Source organism: Parabacteroides sp. HGS0025, assembly GCF_000969845.1.
Classification (GTDB): domain Bacteria; phylum Bacteroidota; class Bacteroidia; order Bacteroidales; family Tannerellaceae; genus Parabacteroides; species Parabacteroides gordonii.
Map to the genome: position 1 here is coordinate 2,138,313 of NZ_KQ033902.1, position 22,670 is coordinate 2,160,982.

Below are 22,670 nucleotides of genomic sequence, written 5' to 3' on the forward strand. Positions count from 1 at the left end.
TTTGGCGGGTTATTTTTCAATATAAATATATTATGAACGCATTCCTTTCTGATTTATTTACCCGGAAAAAGCCTTTGTGGCCGGGCATGACCGATGTCCATTCTCATGTGCTGCCGGGGGTAGATGATGGGTTTTCGTTGGAGGAGGAAAGCCTGGGGATGCTCTCGTTCCTGGGTACATGCGGGGTGAAACGTCTTTTTCTGACACCCCATATCATGGCGGATCTCGCCAAGAACCGGAGGGAGTTCCTTCAGGAAAGGTTCGACCTCTTCCGCAGTAAATGCACGGACATACCTGTCGAGCTCCGCCTGGCTGCCGAATACATGCTGGACGAATGCTTTTACGACCGCATAAAGGAGGGTTTGCTTTCCTATGATGGACAGCATGTATTGGTGGAAGTCTCTTTCCTGCAAGCGCCCGGCGATCTGTTTGAAAAACTCTATGATATGCAACTGAACGGGTTTATCCCTGTTATGGCTCACCCGGAGCGTTTCGGTTTCTGGAATGTGGACGAGTTGCTGAAGCTGAAGGAACATGGCTGCAAGTTCCAGTTGAACATATTCTCCCTGGCCGGTTTCTATGGGCCGTTGCCTAATAAGACTGCCGCTACCTTACTGAAAAGGGGCTGTTACGACTTTGTCGGAACCGATATCCATTCACTCAATTACCGTAGCTTCTACAGCTCCCTCAAGCTGAAAAAAGACCAGTTTGAGGCGGTAGAAAGGCTGATGCGGGGGAATGAAACGCTGTGGGGCTGATTACAGGGTACTGTAAATGTACTCCATGTCCACATGCTGGCGTACCAGATCCGCCAGTTCCTCGTATTGTTCTTCCTTAAAGGCGGCATAGTCGAACGGGGTGGCATCGGCCTCTTTGTTAAAGCCTTCCGCCAGATTATCCAACACGACCGGGTTATCCAGGATACCGTGCATATAGCTGCCCCAGCAACGGTTATCGAGGTAATATCCATCCATCCGTCCGTCTTCCAGGCGGGCTACGGGGCTTTCCGGAACATTGCCGAGCAGGATGGTGCGTCCCATGTGTATTTCATATCCGCGACAGGTGGAGCCGTTGCCCGGCAGGAAGGTGAAAGTACTTTGTTTCGTAATCTTCTCCTGCTCGATCACGGTGCATTGCGGAAGCAAACCCAGACCCGGAACAGCCGGCAGGTTCCCTTCGATGCCTTCGGGATCTTCCAGGCGTGCGCCCATCATCTGGTAACCGCCGCAGATACCGATCACCTTTTTCCCTTTCTTATACGCCCGGACGATCGCATCGGCAATGCCGTTGGCACGGATGCTTTGCAGGTCTGACAGGGTGTTTTTCGAACCGGGCAAGAGGATGATGTCTGCTTTTTCCACCTCGTCGGTATTGCTTGTGTAGTACGGGTTGAAACGCGGATCCATATCCAGCACGTCGAAGTCGGTGAAGTTGGACATGCGTTTCAGCAGGACGATGGCCACGTTGATCTTGCCGTCTTGCCAGGTGTTCGTTTTCATATCCAGGGCAACCGAGTCTTCTTCTTCTATCTTGATGTCGCGGAACCAGGGGATAACGCCGACTACGGGTATGCCTGTCAGCTCTTTCAGGATGGTACGTCCTTCTTCAAACAGTGAAGCGTCTCCACGGAATTTATTGATGATGATCCCTTTCATCTGTGCCCGTTCCTCGGGTTTGAGCAAGGCGATAGTGCCGTAGACGGAACCGAATACGCCGCCCCGGTCGATGTCTGCCACCAGGTAGGTGGAGGCATCCGCCTGTATGGCCATGCGCATGTTGGTGATGTCGCGGTCGCGGAGGTTGAGTTCGGAGATACTTCCGGCTCCTTCCAGTACGATCGGGTTGTAACGCGATTCGAGCCGGCGGAAGGAAGCGATTGCCTCTTTGAACAATTCTTCTTTCTGGTTCTGAATACCGAAATAGTCTTTTGCCGACATGTTGCCGACAGGCTTCCCGTTCAGCACCACCTGCGAGCTTTTATCGTTGGTCGGTTTCAGTAAAACGGGATTCATATCCGTATGCGGTGCAATACCGCAAGCTTCGGCCTGTACCACCTGGGCACGCCCCATCTCGCCCCCTTCGGGCGTGGAGTAGGAGTTGAGCGACATATTCTGCGCCTTGAAAGGGGCAGGCCGGTATCCGTCTTGCTTGAAGATACGGCAAAAAGCAGCGTTGATCACACTTTTCCCTGCATCGGAACAAGTGCCAACGAACATAATCGGTTTCAGGTGTTGTTTCATCATGGCTGCAAAACTAATGAAAAAGCAGGAGTTTTATTACATTATTTCTTATATTTGCATTCCTTACATTCTAATTTCTAAATTCGATACAATGGAAAAACAAAAACAAACTCAACGGCTTCAGTCGCTCGATGCACTGCGGGGATTCGACATGTTCTTTATCATGGGAGGCGGTTCCCTCTTTATCGCACTGGCGACTTTAATTCCTACTCCTTTCTTTCAATCAGTGGCTGACCAGATGCACCATGCACAGTGGGGCGCGGGATTTACGGTAGAAGATATTATTTTCCCTCTGTTCCTGTTCATTGCGGGGATATCCTTGCCTTTCTCCCTGGCGAAACAACGGGAACATGGGATGTCGGAAGCGGCGATCTATAAAAAGATCATCCGCAGGGGAATTACACTCGTTGTCCTGGGTTGTGTTTATAACGGACTGCTGAATTTCGATTTCGAGACGCAACGTTATGCCAGTGTGCTGGCGCGTATCGGTCTGGCCTGGATGTTCGGGGCTTTGATCTTTGTCAATACACGAACGATCACGCGGATATGGATCGTAGCTGCTATCCTGGTCGGCTACTGGTTGCTGCTGGCCTTTGTACCGGCACCCGACGGGAACGGGGCGGAGGTGTTTACCCGCGAGGGATGCTTTGCCTGCTACATCGACCGCTTGTTATTGCCGGGGCGTTTGCACGGTGGCAACTACGATCCCGAAGGCCTGCTGTCTACCCTGCCGGCTATCGGAACGGCCTTATTAGGGATGTTCACCGGAGAGTTTATCAAATTGCAGAAGGAAGGGCTGACGGAAACGAAGAAGGTGCTTTATCTGCTGTGCGGGGGAGCTGCGTTGCTGGTGACCGGCCTGTTGTGGGGATTGTTTTTCCCGATCAATAAATATCTGTGGACAAGCTCTTTTGTTTGTACTGTCGGCGGTATCTCCATGTTGTTGTTTGCCTTATTCTATTATATAGTAGACGTGAAGGGGATACGGCGCTGGACACTTTTCTTTACCGTAATCGGAATGAACTCGATCACGATTTATCTGGCTCAGGTATTCGTAGACTTTACCTTTACCGCTAATGCGATCTTCGGCGGCCTGACCAGCCTGATGCCGGAATCAGCCCAACCGCTATTCGGAGCGATAGCCTATATCGCCATTTGCTGGGGCTTCCTTTATTTCCTGTATCGTCAACGTATTTTCTTGAAAGTCTAAAATAATTATCAAATGGAAAAAACTACTTTTAAGCGACTGGAGTCGCTTGATGCACTTCGCGGATTCGATCTTTTTTATCTGGTGGCTCTGGGGCCGTTGGCACATTCACTGGCCCGTGCGGCTGACGTGGAATGGTTGCATAGTTGTATGTGGGCGTTTAATCATGAAGCCTGGGTGGGTTTTTCTCCCTGGGATTTGATTATGCCGTTGTTCTTGTTTATGTCGGGGGCCTCTATGCCGTTTGCCTTGTCCCGCTATAAGGGCGTTTCGGATAAGAAAGCGTTGTTCCGCCGGTTGGGTAAACGTATTCTGTTGTTGTGGATTTTCGGTATGATGTGCCAAGGGAACCTGCTGGGGCTCGATCCGAACCGTATCTATTTATATTCTAATACCTTGCAGGCTATTGCGGCGGGGTACCTGATCACTGCCGTACTTTTCCTCTATACGAGCCGTCGCACACAGATAGGGGTAGCCATCATCTTATTGCTTGTTTACTGGGCGGTCATGCAGTTTATTACCGTCGGCAACTACGGGGGAGGTAACTATACGCCTGAAGGAAACCTGGCGGAATGGATAGACCGTACCGTGCTGGGACGTTTCCGGGATGGAGCGAAAGTGGTGGACGGCGAAGTGGTTTTCTCTCCCGGATATTATTACACCTGGATATTGAGCAGCCTGAACTTCGGCGTTACGGTGCTGACTGGACTGTTTGCCGGATATATTGCCAAGGATAAGACGAACGACGTATATAAACTGAAATGGTATTTCGGAGCCGGAGCAGCGATGGTGGCAGCCGGATGGTTGTGGGGATTGCAGATGCCGGTCATTAAAACGATATGGACAAGTTCTATGGTACTGGTCAGCAGCGGTTACTGTTTCCTGTTGATGGGATTGTTCTATTACCTGATCGATTATAAGGGATATAATAAAAATATCACCTGGCTGAAAGTGTACGGAATGAATTCTATCGTGGCCTATATGCTGGCTAATGTGATTAATTTCAGCTGTTTGGGCGAGTCCTTGTTTTATGGGCTTCAGCAATATATGGGGAATTATTATTCCTTTTTGATCAGCTTGTCAAACATATTGGTTATTTATGTAATTTTGTGGTGGCTTTATAAACGTAATATATTTCTTAAAGTATAAAAACACACAAAACAAGGAAAACAGAAAATGGAATCAATCAAACAGATATACCGGATCGGTCATGGCCCGTCGAGTAGCCACACGATGGGGCCGATACGTGCTTCACGTATGTTTTTGGAACGCAACCAGCAGGCTGCACGTTTCAATGTAACGTTGTATGGTAGCCTGGCTGCTACCGGAAAGGGTCACATGACGGATGCCGGAATCCTGGAAGTGCTGCAACCCGTGGCTCCGACGAATATAACTTGGGAACCTAAAACATTCCTGCCGTTCCATCCGAACGGGATGCTGTTTGAGTCATTCAACGATAAAGGCGAGAAGCTGGAGGCGTGGACGGTTTACAGTATCGGCGGCGGTACGCTTGCCAACGAAACGTTCAATGAGCTGAAGACGGCCAAAGTGTACGAAATGAGTACCATCAAGGACATACAAGCCTGGTGCGAAAAGACCGGCCACTCTTATTGGGAATATGTGGAGCAGTGCGAAGGCCCGCAGATATGGGATTATCTGGCTGAAGTATGGGAAGTGATGCAACAGGCTGTACTTAACGGCCTGGAAGCGGAAGGTATCTTACCGGGTGGCCTGGGAATACGTCGTAAGGCATCCGATTACCTGATCCGTGCCAAAGGTTACGGCAGCAGCATCAAAAGCCGGGGGATGGTATATGCTTTCGCGTTGGCTGTATCCGAAGAGAATGCCAGCGGGGGGAAGATCGTAACGGCTCCGACCTGCGGTTCCTGCGGTGTATTACCTGCCGTTCTGTATCACCTGAAAGATACCCGCGACTTCCGCGATTCACGCATCCTGCGTGCATTAGCTACTGCCGGGTTGTTCGGGAATGTGGTACGTACCAACGCTTCTGTTTCCGGAGCGGAGGTAGGTTGCCAGGGTGAAGTAGGGGTAGCCTGTGCGATGGCGGCAGCCGCTGCCAGCCAGTTGTTCGGTGGGACGCCTGCCCAGATCGAGTATGCTGCCGAAATGGGGTTGGAGCATCACCTGGGGCTGACTTGCGACCCGGTTTGCGGACTGGTTCAGATCCCTTGTATCGAACGTAATGCATTTGCCGCCGCACGTGCACTGGATGCAAATACCTTCTCGAACTTCTCGGATGGCAAACACCGTGTGAGCTTCGACCAGGTAGTGGAAGTGATGCGCCAGACAGGTAACGACCTGCCCAGCCTGTATAAGGAAACTTCCGAAGGCGGACTGGCCAAGAAGTACGGTGATTAAGACTATTATAGTAAACCTATTATTTATATGAATAAAAGTTGTGTTATAGCTGTTTGTACCGCCGCCCTGATGTCGGCTTGCGGACAACCGAAACAGCAGTCTGTAGAGGTGGCGAAAAGTGGTAACCCTGTGTTTGAAGGATGGTATGCCGATCCCGAAGGTATTATCTATGATGATACGTATTGGATCTATCCTACCTGGAGTGACCTGTACGAGAATCAGACCTTCTTCGACTGTTTCTCTTCTAAAGACCTTGTAAACTGGACGAAGCATTCGTCTATCCTGGATACGTCCGAAGTGAAGTGGGCGAAACGGGCTATGTGGGCGCCGTCTGTGATCAGCAAGGATGGCAAATATTATTTCTTCTTCGGTGCGAACGATGTGCATGAAGGCGAAGTGGGCGGTATCGGTGTCGCTGTCGGCGACCGTCCGGAAGGCCCGTACAAAGATTTGCTGGGTAAGCCGTTGATCAACGAGATCGTGAACGGGGCACAGCCTATCGACCAGTTCGTCTTTAAGGATGGCGACCGTTACTATATGTATTATGGTGGCTGGGGGCATTGCAACGTCGTGCAGCTGAACGACGACTTTACCGGGCTGGTGCCGTTTGAAGATGGAACCATCTATAAGGAAATAACGCCGGAGAAGTATGTGGAAGGCCCGTTCATGTTCAAGAAGAACGGTAAATACTATTTCATGTGGAGCGAAGGAGGTTGGGGAGGCCCTGACTATTGTGTCGCTTATGCGATTGCCGACTCGCCTTTCGGGCCGTTCGAGCGGATTGCCACGATCCTCGAACAGGATCCGGAGGTAGCGACCAGTGCCGGCCATCACTCCATTATGCATGTGCCCAACTCGGAAGATTATTACATCGTTTACCACCGCCGTCCGCTGGGCGATACGGGGCGCGATCACCGGGCAACGTGTATCGACCGGATGACTTTCGATAAGGATGGATACATCAATCCGGTTAAGATGACCTTCGAAGGAGTAGCCGAAAGAAAGATAAAATAGGCCGACTCTATTGTATAAAAGATATTAAAAGAAGGATGCAGTAGTTGCATCCTTCTTTTTTTATACTACTTTTGACACATCTGTCAAACAATAATGTCAAACATATTTGACAGACAGTTGTGACAAATGAAGTAAAAACAAGATATACAATGAGTACAGAAGAAGTTATCACGATGGAGAACCGTATCCTCGAAGCGGCAAAGCAGGTCTTTGTCAGGAAAGGATATGAGGCGACGAAGATGGGCGACGTAGCAGCCGAAGCGGGTATCGGCCGTACTGCCTTGCATTATTATTACCGTACGAAAGAAATGTTGTTCGATGCGATCTTCGATCAGCTGATAGGCGCTTTGCTTCCCAACCTGGGAGCGATTATAGACGAGAATACTTCTTTTCTGGAGAAGTTGCCGAAGATCATCGATCAATATGTAAAGACATTGCAGCGGAACCCTTTATTTCCCATATTTGTTATTAATGAATTAGAGCGGGCACCCGAACATATTTACCATTCCATACTGAAAAATCCTTCCCGGATCGAACCGATTATCCGTATGCGCAGGCAGATGGAGAAAGAAATGGAGCAAGGTTTGCTAAAGAAACTTCCGGTATACTATGTGGCAACGACTTTGATAAGCCTGCTGGTTTTCCCCATGTTGGTGCGCAACCCGTTCACTGCAATTTTTATGGGTGGGGATGCAGAGAAATACGAAGACTTTTTGCAGGAACGTATCCCGTTCGTTACCGATATCATGATCCGGTTGCTGACACCGGACGATCATATACAGCATAAATAAATACCCCTATGAAACGGATTTGTGTAATCTTATTCTTATGTCTCCCCCTGTTGTCAGGAATAGTGCAAGGGCAGGAGACAATTACGTTGGCACAGTGCTATGAGTGGGCGCATGCCAATTATCCGCAGATACGCCAATATGGCCTGATCGGACAGACGGAACAATATAATCTGTCGAACGCCGCGAAAGGTTGGCTTCCCCAGTTGACGGTGAATGCAAAGGCAACCTACCAGAGTGAAGTCACCAAGCTGCCTTTCGATACGGAAAAGCTGTCGGCCGTTTTGCCGGGACTGGAAATCCCGACACTGAGTAAAGACCAGTATCAGGTGGTGGCCGAAGTGAACCAGAACATCTGGGATGGCGGTACTATCCACACCACCCGTCAGCTGACCAAGGCACAGGCCATAGCAGACCGGGAACAACTGGAAAGCGATCTCTATGCCCTGAACGACCGGGTGAACCAGCTTTATTTCGGTTGCCTGCTCCAGGAAGAACTGATCCGTCAGAACGGTCTGCTCCAGAAGGAACTGCAAAACAATATCGACCGTATAACGGCCATGATGGAGAACGGCGTAGCCAACCAGTCCGACCGCGAAAGTATGGAGGTCGAATTGCTGAATGCCCGCCAGAAAGAGATCGAACTGAAAGCATCGCGGGTCGCTTTCAGCCGTATGTTGAGCGCGCTGATCGGGAAACCTTACGATAAAGACCGCATACTGGAGGTTCCTGCCGTGCCGGGAAATCCGCTGTCGGCAGAGATAAACCGTCCCGAATTGAAGGCGTTGGATGCTAAAAGCCATTTGCTGGATATCCAGAACAAGCAGATCACCAGCGGGCTGATGCCGCGTATCGGTGCGTTCGTGCAGGGGGGCTATGGCCGTCCGGGGCTGAATATGCTGGAAGATAGTTTTAATCCCTATTATGTGGCAGGCGTGCGCCTTTCCTGGAATATGGGCAAGCTCTATACCTTAAAGAACGACCGCCGTAAGGTATCGACCAATATGCAGCAGATAGAAGTACAGCGCGAAACCTTCCTGTTCAACACCTCATTGCAACTGATGCAACAGAATACGGAGATACAGAAGATAGCCGACCTGATGAAAGCGGATGATGAAATAATCCGCCTGCGTACCAGCATCAAGAACGCGGCCGAGGTGAAGCTGGCAAACGGTGTTATCTCCGTCACCGACCTGATCCGCGAGATCAACTCGGAAGACCTGGCCAAACAGGCGGCTGCCGCCCATCGCATCCAGCACCTGAATGCTGTTTATAATTATATGTACACGACAAACAACGAATAATCAGAATTAATAATGAAAGAGAATATGAAACGAATAGCTTCTTTAGCCATCCTGACGACCGGATTATGCTGCCTGGCCGCTTGCAATAGGGGAGACGACAATTTTGATGCTACCGGTACCTTTGAAGCGACCGAAATACTGGTTTCGTCCGAAGCGAACGGAAAGATTATGGAACTGAACATGGAGGAGGGCGACCGCCTGGATGCCGGTGCCCTGCTGGGCTATGTAGACAGTACCCAGTTGTACCTGAAAAAGATGCAGCTGGCAGCCGGCCTGCGTTCCGTAGATGTCCGTAAACCGGATATCCGCAAACAGATCGCCGCCCTCGAACAACAGATCGCCACCGCCCGTACCGAGCAGCAGCGTATGGAGAACCTCGTCAAAGCGAAAGCGGGCAACCAGAAGCAGGTAGACGATATCGTAAACAATATCAAATACCTGCAAAAACAACTGGATGCACAATACTCCACCCTCAATAAAACAACCGGAGGAGCCGATGCGGAAGCCGAAGGAATACTATACCAGATCATGCAGCTGGACGACCAGTTGCAGAAAAGCCGGATCGTCAACCCCCAGGCAGGAACAGTCCTGGTGAAGTATGCCGAACCGGGTGAAGTGACAGCAGCCGGCAAGCCCCTGTATAAAATAGCCGATACCGACCTGCTCTACTTGCGTGCCTACATAACAGCCGATCAGCTGTCGACCTTGAAGCAGGGGCAGTCCGTCCGTGTCTTTGCCGACTACGGTACCGACGACCGTCGCGAATATCCCGGTACGATCACCTGGATATCCGATAAGTCCGAGTTCACCCCTAAAGGCATCCAAACCAAGGATGAACGCGCCAATCTGGTATATGCCATCAAGATCGCCGTGAAGAATGACGGTTATCTGAAGATCGGGCAATATGGGGAAACGGTGTTCAATTGATAATTAATAATGTATGTTGATAATGAATAACGAAGTACGGGTTGAAGGAGTATTCAAGAATTACGGTGAGGTGGAGGCCTTGCAGGATATTTCTTTGGATATACATTCGGGAGAATTGTTCGGCCTGATCGGGCCGGATGGGGCAGGTAAGACCTCTTTGTTCCGTATACTGACCACCTTGTTGCTGGCCGACAAGGGGAAAGCGACGGTTTGCGGTCTCGATGTGGTACGCGATTATAAGAAGATCCGTACGATGGTCGGGTATATGCCGGGCCGTTTCTCGTTGTACCAGGATCTGACCGTCGAGGAAAACCTGAATTTCTTCGCTACCGTATTCAATACGACCGTAGAAGAAAACTACGAGCTGGTACGGGATATCTATGTGCAGATCGAGCCGTTCAAGAAACGGAAAGCGGGAAAGCTGTCGGGAGGTATGAAGCAGAAACTGGCGTTAAGCTGTGCCCTGATCCATCGTCCGGAAGTACTCTTTCTGGATGAACCGACCACCGGTGTCGATCCCGTTTCGCGCGTGGAGTTCTGGGATATGCTCGACCGCCTGAAGAAACAGGGGATAACCATCCTTGTCTCCACTCCTTATATGGATGAGGCTTCCCGTTGCGACCGCATCGCTTTGATGCGTTCCGGCCGGTGCCTGTCCGTCGATACGCCGGTAGGCATCCGTTCTTCCTTCGGCAGGCAGCTGTGGATTGTCCGGTCGGCATCCATGTATAAGCTGCTGGTCGACCTCCGTGCTTTCCCCGGGACTCATTCCTGCTATGCCTTCGGCGATGCGCATCATCTGACATTGAAGGAAGATGGCCGGGAAATGAATGCCCTGCTGCAATTCCTGAAGGAGAAAGGCTATACCGACGTTGTCATCGAACCGGCCGAACCGAGTGTGGAAGATTGCTTTATGGCCTTGTAAAAACGATAGGGTAAAATATTGTATCATATATTGTGATACTAGAGTAGTATAATATATGAGAATGCAGTATCACAATATATGATATTTTTGTCAACAATATATATAATGAACGTAATAGAAACAAACAACCTGACGAAGCGCTTCGGAACCTTTACGGCGGTAGACCATATCAGTTTCGAAGTGGGAGAGGGGGAGATCTTCGGTTTCCTCGGTGCCAACGGTGCCGGAAAGACGACAGCCATGCGCATGCTTTGCGGGCTCTCCAACCCGACTTCCGGAGAAGCCCGAGTCGCCGGTTTTGATGTATATAAGGAAACCGAGCAGATCAAACGGCATATCGGTTATATGAGCCAGAAGTTTTCCCTTTACGGCGACCTGAAAGTCTGGGAGAATATCCGCTTGTACGGCGGTATCTACGGCCTACCGGAGAAAAAGCTTGCCGACAAGACGGACGAACTGCTCGATGTCCTGAACCTGGAAGCCGAACGGAATACCCTTGTCGATGCCCTGCCTTTGGGCTGGAAGCAGAAACTGGCTTTCTCCGTCGCCATCATCCACGAGCCCCGTATCGTGTTCCTAGATGAACCGACCGGGGGTGTCGACCCGGTTACCCGCCGTCAATTCTGGGAACTGATCTATAAGGCGGCCGAACGGAATATCACCGTCTTTGTCACCACCCATTATATGGATGAGGCCGAATATTGCAACCGTGTCTCCATCATGGTAGACGGAAAGATCGAAGCTCTCGACAGTCCGGCCGCCCTGAAAACCTCTTTCAAAGCCGATAATATGAACGAAGTTTTTCATGCCCTGGCAAGGAAAGCACAACGAGGAGAATAGTATGAAACAGTTTCTATCTTTTATACGCAAAGAATTCTATCATATTTTCCGTGACACACGGACAATGTTGATCCTGCTAGTGATGCCGATCGTCCTGATCATCCTGTTTGGTTACGCCATTACGACCGAGATCAAATGCGTCTCTATCGCCGTATTCGACCAAAGCCGCGACGAGGTAACGGGCAAGATCATCGAACATCTGAGTTCCAGCGAATACTTCGAACTGTATAAGATGATCGACAGCAACGAAGAAGCACAGGCGTTTTTCAAACAGGGAAAAGTGAAACTGGTCGTTGTCTTTCCGCCCCGGTACGCTTCGACGCCGGATGCCTCCGTCCAGTTGCTGGCCGACGCCACCGACCCGAACGAAGCGACGCAGCTTACGGCCTATGCCACCTCGATCATCTCTTCTGCCCGGGCGGAGATACAAGGGCAGTTATCGTCGGCGAATACAGAACTCAGGCAGGCCGGTATCACCCCGGTGGTTCACCTCCTGTATAATCCGACCATGAAAGGCGCCTACAACTTCGTTCCCGGAGTGATGGGGCTGATCCTGATCCTGATCTGTGCCCTGATGACATCCGTCGGTATCGTAAAGGAAAAGGAGATGGGGACAATGGAAATATTACTGGTTTCTCCGATGAAACCTATTTATATCATCCTGGCCAAGGCCGCCCCTTACCTGCTGCTCAGCATTGTGAATGTGGCAACCATCCTTTGCCTGTCCTATTTCCTGCTGAAAGTCCCGATAGCGGGCAGTCTGACCCTCCTGGTGTCGGTCTCCATCCTTTACGCCCTGGTGTCGCTCTGTCTCGGACTGCTGATCTCCACGATAGCCGATACCCAGCAGGCGGCCATGCTGATCAGCGCGATGGTGCTGATGCTTCCGGTGATCCTGCTTAGCGGCATGGTGTTCCCGATAGAGAATATGCCGGATATCCTGCAATGGCTTTCCAATATCGTACCGGCCAAATGGTATATTATTGCCGTGAAGGATGTGATGATAAAAGGACTTGGCGCCGGTTCGATCCTGAAAGAGATCGGTATCCTGTCGTTGATGGCCGTCTTGCTGGTTGTACTGAGTGTGAAGCGTTTTAAAACCCGTTTATGATAGAAAAGCGATGAGAACATTACGATATTTATTGGAAAAGGAATTCAAACAGATCAAACGTGACCGGTTCTTGCCCCGAATCATCTTTCTGGTTCCGTTGATGCAGCTGATCATCCTGCCTTTTGCGGCGAACTTCGAGATGCGTAACATCAACCTGGGGGTGATAGATAACGACCATTCCGTCGTTTCCACCCAGCTGACGGAGAAAATACTTTCGTCCGGCTATTTCCGTCTGACGAACGTGTCTGCCAGTTACGACCAGGCTATAACCTCTATCGAGAGTAATGAGTCGGATCTGCTGCTTGAAATACCCGTCAACTTTGAAAAGGATCTGGGGCGTGAAGGGCAGGCGGATGTATTGATCGCTTCCAATGCCGTGAACGGCACAAAAGGGGGGATGGGCAGCTCTTATCTGTCGCAGATCATCCAGGACTTTAACCGGGAGAAGGGTTTTACTTCCGGCTCAGTGTTTAGCGGGGTACGTCATACGAACCTCTTCAATCCGCATCTGAATTATAAAAACTATATGGTGCCCGGTATCATGGTCTTTCTGCTGACCATCATCGGGGGCTTCCTCTCCGCACTGAACATTGTCAGTGAAAAGGAAAAGGGAACGATCGAGCAGATCAACGTAACACCGGTTCCTAAAACCTTGTTCCTGCTATCAAAACTGATACCTTTCTGGATTATCGGCTTTATCCTGCTGACAATCGGCGCTATCGTGGCTTGGATCGTGTATGGCCTTGTCCCGATCGGAAATATGGGGATCATTTATTTGTTTGCGGCTGTCTACCTGATTGCTTTTACGGGCTTTGGGCTGGCTATTTCTTCCATATCGTCTACGCAGCAGCAGGCTATGTTTACCGCTTTCTTCTTCCTGATCATCTTTGCGCAGCTGAGTGGTCTTTTTACTCCGATCAGCAGTATGCCCGAATGGGCGCAGGATATGACCTTGCTCAATCCTGTCCGTTATTTTGTAGAGGTGATGCGTATGGTGTATCTGAAAGGAAGTACGTTTGCTGATTTAAGCGGACACTTTATTATTGTTTGTCTGTTTGCACTACTCTTTAATGTGATGGCGGTGGTTAGCTACAGGAAGAAATAAAAGTTGGATATTTTGTGATTCAGGAACTCATTAATACTCCTTGATGAAGTTCAGAAGGGAGAACAGAAGTTGTCTGAAGGGAATGTTCTACAGCATACTTAACTAATTTTTACATGGAATTTCCTCTTTATTAACGTTACTCTTTTATATTTGATTCAAATCTGAAACAATATTTCAAATATGGAAAGCGTTATTCCAAATATGGAAAAAGGAGAAGAAAATTATAAGGTGCCTAATCTGGAAAAAGGGATTGCGGTGCTTGAATATCTTTCGCTCCACCCACAGGGTGAGACGCTGCAGGATATTAAGAGTAAGCTGGATATCTCCCAGACTACTGCTTACCGTATTTTGAATACATTGGTTCGTTTGGATTATCTTAACTATAATGAAGATACGAAACGCTATAAGTTATCGCGCAAATTGCTAACTTTGGGCTTCAGATCGTTGAATGAACACAATTTATTGGAGACAGTTTTACCCCGTTTACGTGATCTGCGCGATAGAGTGGGGGAGACTGCATGTTTTGGTGTACTAGGAAATGAGAAGGGTATTTTTATAGAACAGGCGCAGGGACATCATACGTTCCGCTTTGTCTTGTCGCCGGGAAAACCCTTCGAACTGCATTGCTCAGCACCGGGAAAAGCTATCATGGCTTATCTACCGAATACGGTTCGCGACCGTTATTTGTCGTATATGACTTTCGCACGGTATAATTCCCGGACAATAACTACACGTGAGGCTTATCTGGAAGAACTGGAAAGAGTTCGTAAAGTAGGCTATGCTATGGATAATGAAGAAGAACTGAATGGAGTGATTTGTGTAGGTGCTCCTATTTTTAACTATACGGGTTATCCTTGCGGAGCTATCTGGATATCCGGTCCTAAAGACAGATTGACAAAAGAAATATTTCGTTCGACGGTCGATAATATTAAGGAGGTAGTGCAGTCTATCTCCGCTGAATTAGGATATAGTAAGAACACAAAAAAATAACATACCATGAACACACGGAAATACATGTTAAAAAGCTCATTGATGGCTTGCTTTGTCAGCTGCTGCATCTCTTTTGCATCTGCTGACAATCCGCCATTTTTCACCACTGACATCAAGCTGAATGACAAGGGTGAAATGCTTCTGACAGAGAAAGGTCTGAAGCGGGTGGATATTTTCTCTGCTGATGGCAAACAACTTTTACGCTCTTACCCGATGGATGAAACGCCTACCGGTATTCTTCTTGACGGTGATAAGGCATATGTAACTACTTTTGAGAACACTGGGAAATTACAGATACTGTTGTTGGAGTCGGGTAGGATAGAGGCTGCCATTCCAACCGGTTCGGGTGCTTGCCATCCGATGTTTGGCCCTGACAAGAAAACGATTTATGTATGCAACCAGTTTGATGATAGCGTATCGGAGATCGATCCGGTCAATCATAGAGTACTGCGTACGGTAAAAGTGCTTCGCGAACCAAAGTCGGCTGTATTCAGCAAAGACGGCAAATATCTGTATGTAACGAATTTCCTTCCGGCACAACGGGCGGATCTGGATTACGTGGCAGCTTGTGTCTCTGTTATCGAAATGGACGGCTTTACCAAAGTAAAGGATATTAAGCTGGCCAACGGTAGTAATGCGTTGCGCGGTATCTGTATCACACCCGACGGTAAATATATTTATGTATCCCATAACCTCGGACGTTTTGCCGTACCGACTTCACAGTTGCAACAGGGTTGGATGAACACCAGCGCTTTCAGCGTGATCGATACGGAGAAGCAGGAATTTGTCGGTGCAGTGGTTGTCGACGAGCCGGAAAGAGGGGCTGCCGGTATCTGGAGTATCGACTGTAATGATGATGCTATTTTTATCTCGCATTCCGGTACGCATGAGATCAGTGTGATCGATCATCCGGCATTACGCGAAAAGTTTGAGAACTATCCCAATAAGTCAATGTTGGACTATGACCTGAACTTCCTGTATGGGATTCGTGAACGTATTCCCCTGCAAGGTAACGGCCCCCGTTCGATGGTGCTGACGGCAGACAAGCTGATCCTTCCGACTTATTTCGCAGACGTACTGAATGTGGTGGATATCAATACCCGTGAGGTAACGGCTACCGAGTTGAATCCGGGACGTACGGAGTCTGATATTAATAAAGGAGAAAAATACTTCAACGATGCTTCCCACTGTTTCCAGAACTGGCAGAGTTGTAACGGTTGCCATCCGGGAGAAGCCCGTACGGATGGTATGAACTGGGACTTGATGAACGACGGTGTGGGTAACTCCAAGAACTGTAAGAGCTTGCTGTTTAGCCATGTTACACCACCCAATATGATTTCCGGTATCCGTGCATCGGCTGAAGTGGCTGTACGTGCGGGTTATAACTTCATCCAGTTCTTTGATATTTCCGAACATGATGCTAAATGCGTGGACGACTATCTGATGTCGCTACGTCCCGTTCCCAGTCCTTATCTGGTGAATGGCGAACTGTCGGACAAAGCGAAAGAAGGACGTAAGGTTTTTGAAAAGTTGGGTTGTGGCGATTGCCACAGCGGCCCTTATTATACGGATATGAAAATGCACCGTATCGGCGAGGATATCGAATTTGAAAAGGGATGGGATACTCCGACTTTGAGGGAAGTATGGCGTACGGCCCCTTATCTTTTCGACGGACGTGCCGCAACAATGCAGGAAGTGTTCGAAGTGCATAAGCATGGTATCGATAAGAAAGTTTCCAAGAAAGATATTGAAGCCTTGACAGAATATGTTAACTCACTCTAAAAGGAGGAATCGATGAATTATTGCGATAAGATAGAATACAATATTTACACTACTGAAAAAGCGGAATTTGGAGAGATGGTCGATAAGCTGCTAGCCCAGCTTCCGCAGAACGAACAAATATTCAGGCTTGCCTTTTTTGGCATGCCAAGTAGCAATGAACAGTATGTTTCGCGCCGCATCTTGCTGCGTGAAAAGGTACGTAAGTATTACGGCAATCATGAGCCGGTATTGAGCTATGTGTCTCAACCGCCATTGAACGGAGGACTGATCCTTGAAGCCCATACTTACACTCCCGACGAAGGAGATCATATTACGTATAAACATATCGGGACATTCCCGTATGTTGTACTGGAAAATGGCAGCGGCCGTTTCCTGTTTGCCGGTGGTTTCCACGGCGACGTAATAAATTTCGGTATTGAAGTACAGTCGAAAGAGGTGTTCCAGCTGATATCGGATCTGATGAGAAGGGAAGGTTTCCCAATCAACAGTATTATCCGCCAGTGGAATTATATCGAAGAGATCACCAAGTTCGACGGCGACGACCAGCATTACCAGATATTTAATAACTCCCGTAGCGAGTATTATGGTAAAACGAGCTGGGAAAACGGTTATCCTGCTGCGACAGGTATCGGTGCCAACCTGGGGGGAGTACTGGTCGATCTGGATGCGGCGGTGTTCTCAAACCCGGATTGTTTTGCTACTCCTATCGATAATAAGTTGCAGGTTGCTGCACATGCTTATTCGGAAGGGGTGCTGGAAGCGGCTAACAGCAAAAAGACGACTCCGAAGTTCGAGCGTGCCAAGAGCATGACGTTCGGCAACCGTGAGTTGATCTATATCTCCGGGACGGCAGCTATTCGTGGCGAAGAGAGCCTGATCGGAGTGGGGCTGGAGCGTCAGCTTCATATCACTATGGAGAATATAGCCGAGCTGATCGGTGAGGCTAAGTTGAAAATGCTCCGGGTGTATCTGAAAGACAAGTCATTCTACAAGGATGCGGAAAGGCTGTTGAATGAGTATAAGTTGAATATCCCCATCTCCTATATGTGGGCGGATGTTTGTCGGGATGAATTATTGATAGAGATTGAGGGGATTGCAGTGTTATAATGACCTCTGCCGGATCATGTTGACCGTTTGGCGAAAGAAAGCAAATATTACTAACATAAATTAAAAGCGAAATGAAAAAAGGATTAAGTATTAAAACAATGGCTGTGGGGCTTTTATTAAGCTCTATGGTAGCATGTACTGGTAACAAAACAAGTGACGCTACTTGTTGCAACGGAGAGGGCGGATGCACTGAACAATGCAAATGCGATAAAAATTCTAATTGTAAAACTAATAAAGAAATGACTTATTCAAAAAAGTACACAAACGCCGATTTCTATAAAGACGGCAAGTTCGATCAGGAAGTAGCTATGAAGGCTATGAAAGACATGTTTGAGTTCTATGATGTTCCATTCACTGAACTGATGGCTAAAGATATGTGGGTTACCGACTTCGGTTTGGGTGACTTCGAAAACGTAGGTATGGGTGGTATCTTCTGGACTAACAATCAGGAATACGGATACTTCGCTCACGCTATCTATCTGCTTCCGGGACAGATGATCCCTGAACACGCTCACGTGAAAACTAAATTCCCGGCTAAACATGAAACATGGATGGTTGAAAAGGGATGGGCTTACAACTTCTCTGAAATAGGAGACGAAACTCCTAATGCTCCGGCAATTCCTGCTACTCACGGTCCGATCAAGAGTAAGAACTTTACTGTTCAGAAGGTTGGTGAAGTATTACCGTTGAAGAAAATCGAATCATTCCATTTCCTTATGGCTGGTCCGGAAGGTGCTATCGTTGACGAATGGGCATGCTATCACGATAATGACGGTCTGCGTTTCACTAACTCTAAGGCTGCTCTGTAATCCAATTGTAGTTGTTAACACCTTATATTAATAGATACATGAATAAATATTTTTTATTAGTATCACTCTTCTTATCTTCCTCTCTTTTTGCTTCGGCTGCTCCGAAGCAAAAAAAGGCGGATACCTGGATTGATGCCTCCATCAAGGCCAAGACGGAACTGCGTAATGAGCTTCAGAAGGCAGGTATGCCTATCATTTCTACCTTTAAGAAGCATAAGGAAAAGGCAGAACCGTTCGTGGTTGATTTGAAAGGCGTGGATAAGCTGGTGCTTATCACTGCCGGTGGCCCGGATGGTTCTGATTACGACCAGGCTGTTTGGGGTAATGCCCGTTTGATTGCAGCCGACGGTTCTTCCGTATGGTTGGATGAAGTTCCTTTCGAATATGGTGTAGCCGGTTGGGCTAAACCGAAAATGAATGTGAATGCCTATGACCATGAGATCTTTATTGCAGGAAAAGAATACAAACATGGTGTATTCTGTCATGCAAACGGAACATTGGTTTATCCGGTAAAAGGTAAATATGTACGTTTTGAAGCTGAAGTAGGTATCGATGATACTTCTTCCGGCGGTAGCGTATATTTCCAGGCTTTGAATGTCGTTCCTAAATTTGTAGGTGACGAGTTGATCGCTAAATATCCGGGACAGATCGGTATGTTGGGCGCTATGATGGACGGCCTGGATACCTGGTTGATCACTCCTGATGCTTCTGTAGAGAAACAAGCAGTAGAGTCTTTGATCACCAAGCTGAAAGACGGTTCTTATTATAAGAGCATTATCCAGCAGATCGCTTCTGAAAAGGATGTGAATACACAGATCCGTAAATATCTGGAACTGTTTGAAAAGATTCAGGATGTTTATGCTGTTCAGAACGACCTTGAATGGTTGAATGTGGAAGCTGTTAAGTTGGCTTTTGCAGACATGAAAAAGCAGAAAGGTTTCGATGCAGCTAAATATGAAACACTACTGAACGAGTTGGTACAACTTGAACAGAAAGGTTTCAGCGGTATTTATAAAGGAGACGAGCAGGCTTTGGCTAATGCCCGTAAGGCTTTGGATAACAAAAAGGCTATCCTGTTGGGTAACCCGCTGTTGGATGCAGACAAGATCGTTGCTGTTCGTTATAAATTAGGTTCAAGAGCTCGTCAGGCTATGGCTCCGGATCTGGGTACGCAGGCTAATAACTGGAGTAACCAGGAATCGGCTCGTCGTAGCGGATTTAATGCTGAGATCGTCGAACTGAGCAACCTGCGTGGTGACATGCAGATGAAGAGTATCTTCCGTCCTAAAGTAGAAGATGCTTCTATCGCCGACCTGAGAATGCACTGGGATGCAGACCGCGTGATGTTTACTACCCTGATGGGAGATAAAGACAGACGTTGGAATGTATACGAAGTGAAATTGGATGGAACAGGTTACAAACCGCTGGTTGAGAACGAAGAGCCGGATCTGGAATTCTATGATGGTACTTACCTTCCTGACGGACGCGTTATTGCCAACTCTAACATCGGTTACCAGGGTGTACCTTGCGTTAGTGGTGATGACCCTGTAGGAAACATGGTTCTTTATACTCCCGAGAATAAAAATCTGCGTCGTTTGACATTTGACCAGGATGCTAACTGGAACCCGGTTGTAATGAACAACGGACGTGTAATGTACACTCGTTGGGAATATACCGACCTGACTCACTACTATTCTCGTATCGTAATGCATATGAACCCGGATGGAACAGAAAACAAAGCCCTTTATGGTAGCGGTGCTATGTTCCCGAACAGTACATTCGATATTCAGCCGTTGCCCGGACAGGGGTCTGCTTTCGTAGGCGTTATCTCCGGTCACCACGGTGTAGCCCGTTCAGGACGTCTGATCGTTTTCGATCCGTCTAAGGGACGTAAGAGTGTAGCCGGTATGGTACAGGAAATTCCTCACCGTAACCGTCCTATCCAGGAGCTGATCAAAGACGAATTGGTGAACGGTGTATGGCCGCAGTTCGTTAAACCGATAGCTTTGAGCGATAAATACTTCCTGGTTGCAGCGAAATTGGATCCGCAGTCATTGTGGGGACTTTATCTGGTGGACGTTTATGATAACGTTACTTGTTTGATGCAGGCAGAAGGTGAAGGTTATATCAGCCCGATCCTGGTGAAGGAAACAAAAACTCCTCCGTCAATTCCTGATCGTGTTAAGTTAGACCAGAAGGAAGCTACTGTATTTATCCAGGATATCTATGAAGGCGAAGGCCTGCGTGGTATTCCTCGTGGAACAGTGAAAGAACTTCGTCTGCATGCTTACGAATATGCTTATGTGAAGACTCGTTCAGACCACAACTGGCATGGTATCCAGAGTGGTTGGGATATCAAACGTTTGTTGGGTACTGTTCCTGTTGAAGAAGACGGTTCGGTTATCTTCAAAGTTCCGGCTAATACTCCGATCTCTATCCAGCCGATCGACAAGGATGGCGTAGCTGTTCAGTGGATGCGTAGCTGGTTTACAGGTCAGCCGGGTGAAGTTGTATCTTGTATCGGTTGTCATGAAGACCAGAACCAGATACCTATTCCTAAGCGTGTGATCGCTTCACAGAAAGCGGCTACTCCGTTGAAGGCTCCTGAAGGTGGTGTTCGTTCATTCACTTTCGACCTGGAAGTTCAGCCGATCCTGGATCGCGCTTGTATCGCTTGTCACAATGGCGAAGGCAAAGCATTCGACCTGCGTGGCGGTAAGAAAGACAAACTGGGTTATGGTACATCTTATCTGAACATTCATCCGTACGTACACCGTCAGGGTGGTGAAGGTGATATGGTTGTTCTTCAGCCGTACGAATATCATCCGAACACCAGCGAACTGGTTCGTATCCTGAAGAAGGGTCACCACAATGTGAAACTGACTGACGCAGAATGGTTGAAACTGTACAACTGGATCGACTATAACGCTCCTGATAAAGGTTACTTCGATGCAAACGTTTTGGGTAAGGAAATCATCCCGTATCAGGGATTCGACCAGATCCAGCGTCGTAAAGAACTGACTGACAAATATGCTAACGGCATGGGTGTAGACTGGAAGAAAGAAATCGCAGACTATGCTTCTTATCTGAAAGCTCAAGGCCCGATCACTCCGGTAATGCCTGAAAAAGCTGCTCCTGTAAAGGAAAAGACTGTGAAGGCTAAAGGTTGGCCGTTCGATAAGGCTGCTATCAAAGATATGCTTGCTAAGGAACAGAGCAACCGCAAAGAGGTTGAGATCGCTCCGGGTGTGAAGATCAACTTCGTTCGTATCCCTGCAGGTGAATTCGTAATGGGTAGCTACCAGGGCGAATCGGATGCTTATCCTACTGCTAAAGTGAAGATCGGTAAAGCATTCTGGATGGGTGAAATGGAAGTAACGAACCAACAGTTCAATGTTATCTATCCGGATCACGACAGCCGTTTCGTTGACCAGTTGTGGAAAGACCACGTGGTACAGGGTTATCCGGCTAACGAACCAAATCAACCGGTTATCCGTGTAAACTATAACGATGCTATGGATTATTGCAAGCAACTGAGCGAAAAGACAGGCTTGAACATTACGCTTCCGACAGAAGCACAATGGGAATGGGCTTGCCGCGCAGGTAGCGATGGTGATTTCTGGTATGGTAATATGAATACAGACTTTGGTAAATACGAAAACTTGGCTGACAAGACTACTTTGCTGTTCGCAGTAAGTGGTGTAGACCCGAAACCGATGTCTCCTAATTCTTACTGGTACAAGTATTATACTTATCTGCCGAAAGAAGAAGGTGTAGACGATGGTCAGTTGATCCAGACAGGCGAAAAGGTTTACGAAGCTAACCCATTCGGTTTGTACAACATGCATGGTAATGTTTCAGAATGGACTCGTTCAGATTATGTTCCTTATCCTTATAATGAAAAGGCTAAAGTAACTTCCGACCACAAGGTGGTTCGTGGTGGTTCATATATCGAACGTCCGAAGTTCTCTACTTCTTATGCACGTAAAGCGTACTATCCGTACCAGCGTGTATTTAATGTTGGTTTCCGTGTTATAATCGAAGACTAATCAGCAAGATATGTCCTAGACATAGATAAAATCTATTAAGTGGCCCTGGCGTGGCCGGGGTCACTTAATTGAAAATTCTTATCTTTGGCGACA

Annotated in this window: 18 protein-coding genes; 17 read left to right on the forward strand and 1 reads right to left on the reverse strand. The window is 48.1% G+C overall.

Features of this window, described 5'->3' with window-relative positions:
- Positions 1 to 32 precede the first annotated feature (32 nt).
- Positions 33 to 758, forward strand: coding sequence for a tyrosine-protein phosphatase (locus HMPREF1212_RS08080; RefSeq protein ID WP_046149019.1), 726 nt, complete (start codon positions 33 to 35; stop codon positions 756 to 758).
- Here HMPREF1212_RS08080 and HMPREF1212_RS08085 read toward each other — a convergent pair whose 3' ends face one another.
- Positions 759 to 2,240: a cobyric acid synthase gene (locus HMPREF1212_RS08085; protein ID WP_046150293.1), complete on the reverse strand. Its 1,482-nt coding sequence runs from the start codon at positions 2,238 to 2,240 to the stop codon at positions 759 to 761. It lies immediately after the preceding gene.
- 91 nt (positions 2,241 to 2,331) lie between these two features.
- Here HMPREF1212_RS08085 and HMPREF1212_RS08090 point away from each other — a divergent pair, with 91 nt between their 5' ends.
- The 16 genes from HMPREF1212_RS08090 (at position 2,332) to HMPREF1212_RS08165 (ending at position 22,577) form a co-directional block, all read left to right on the forward strand.
- Complete coding sequence (locus HMPREF1212_RS08090) at positions 2,332 to 3,450, forward strand: acyltransferase family protein (protein WP_046150294.1); 1,119 nt, start codon at positions 2,332 to 2,334, stop codon at positions 3,448 to 3,450.
- A 12-nt stretch (positions 3,451 to 3,462) separates the two neighbouring features.
- A complete protein-coding gene (locus HMPREF1212_RS08095) occupies positions 3,463 to 4,596 on the forward strand; it encodes an acyltransferase family protein (protein ID WP_028727370.1) in 1,134 nt (377 codons plus the stop codon).
- Positions 4,597 to 4,623: 27 nt separating this feature from the next.
- A complete protein-coding gene (locus tag HMPREF1212_RS08100; protein ID WP_046149020.1) occupies positions 4,624 to 5,826 on the forward strand; it encodes an L-serine ammonia-lyase in 1,203 nt (400 codons plus the stop codon).
- Between the two features lie 27 nt (positions 5,827 to 5,853).
- Positions 5,854 to 6,840: a glycoside hydrolase family 43 protein gene (locus HMPREF1212_RS08105; RefSeq protein WP_046149021.1), complete on the forward strand. Its 987-nt coding sequence runs from the start codon at positions 5,854 to 5,856 to the stop codon at positions 6,838 to 6,840.
- Between the two features lie 149 nt (positions 6,841 to 6,989).
- A complete protein-coding gene (locus HMPREF1212_RS08110) occupies positions 6,990 to 7,631 on the forward strand; it encodes a TetR/AcrR family transcriptional regulator (RefSeq protein ID WP_046149022.1) in 642 nt (213 codons plus the stop codon).
- Between the two features lie 8 nt (positions 7,632 to 7,639).
- The gene (locus HMPREF1212_RS08115) at positions 7,640 to 8,932 is read left to right on the forward strand and encodes a TolC family protein (RefSeq protein WP_046149023.1); all 1,293 of its coding nucleotides are present in this window, start codon (positions 7,640 to 7,642) and stop codon (positions 8,930 to 8,932) included.
- A gap of 12 nt (positions 8,933 to 8,944) precedes the next feature.
- Complete coding sequence (locus HMPREF1212_RS08120; protein ID WP_046149024.1) at positions 8,945 to 9,859, forward strand: HlyD family secretion protein; 915 nt, start codon at positions 8,945 to 8,947, stop codon at positions 9,857 to 9,859.
- Positions 9,860 to 9,881: 22 nt separating this feature from the next.
- Entirely contained in the window at positions 9,882 to 10,784 is a 903-nt protein-coding gene (locus tag HMPREF1212_RS08125; protein ID WP_046149025.1) for an ABC transporter ATP-binding protein, read from the forward strand.
- Between the two features lie 105 nt (positions 10,785 to 10,889).
- On the forward strand, positions 10,890 to 11,624 hold the full coding sequence (locus tag HMPREF1212_RS08130; RefSeq protein WP_081693296.1) for an ABC transporter ATP-binding protein: 735 nt from the start codon (positions 10,890 to 10,892) through the stop codon (positions 11,622 to 11,624).
- 1 nt (position 11,625) lies between these two features.
- Positions 11,626 to 12,735 carry an ABC transporter permease gene (locus HMPREF1212_RS08135; RefSeq protein ID WP_046149026.1) on the forward strand — a complete coding sequence of 370 codons (1,110 nt, stop codon included), beginning with the start codon at positions 11,626 to 11,628 and terminating at the stop codon, positions 12,733 to 12,735.
- A gap of 10 nt (positions 12,736 to 12,745) precedes the next feature.
- The gene (locus HMPREF1212_RS08140; protein WP_046149027.1) at positions 12,746 to 13,840 is read left to right on the forward strand and encodes an ABC transporter permease; all 1,095 of its coding nucleotides are present in this window, start codon (positions 12,746 to 12,748) and stop codon (positions 13,838 to 13,840) included.
- Positions 13,841 to 14,020: 180 nt separating this feature from the next.
- A complete protein-coding gene (locus tag HMPREF1212_RS08145) occupies positions 14,021 to 14,830 on the forward strand; it encodes an IclR family transcriptional regulator (RefSeq protein WP_028727379.1) in 810 nt (269 codons plus the stop codon).
- Between the two features lie 6 nt (positions 14,831 to 14,836).
- Positions 14,837 to 16,612, forward strand: coding sequence for a YncE family protein (locus HMPREF1212_RS08150; RefSeq protein ID WP_028727380.1), 1,776 nt, complete (start codon positions 14,837 to 14,839; stop codon positions 16,610 to 16,612).
- Between the two features lie 12 nt (positions 16,613 to 16,624).
- Entirely contained in the window at positions 16,625 to 17,719 is a 1,095-nt protein-coding gene (locus HMPREF1212_RS08155) for a chorismate transformation FkbO/Hyg5 family protein (protein WP_046149028.1), read from the forward strand.
- 71 nt (positions 17,720 to 17,790) lie between these two features.
- On the forward strand, positions 17,791 to 18,528 hold the full coding sequence (locus HMPREF1212_RS08160; protein WP_046149029.1) for a cupin domain-containing protein: 738 nt from the start codon (positions 17,791 to 17,793) through the stop codon (positions 18,526 to 18,528).
- A gap of 38 nt (positions 18,529 to 18,566) precedes the next feature.
- Positions 18,567 to 22,577, forward strand: coding sequence for an SUMF1/EgtB/PvdO family nonheme iron enzyme (locus HMPREF1212_RS08165; RefSeq protein ID WP_046149030.1), 4,011 nt, complete (start codon positions 18,567 to 18,569; stop codon positions 22,575 to 22,577).
- Positions 22,578 to 22,670 lie beyond the last annotated feature (93 nt).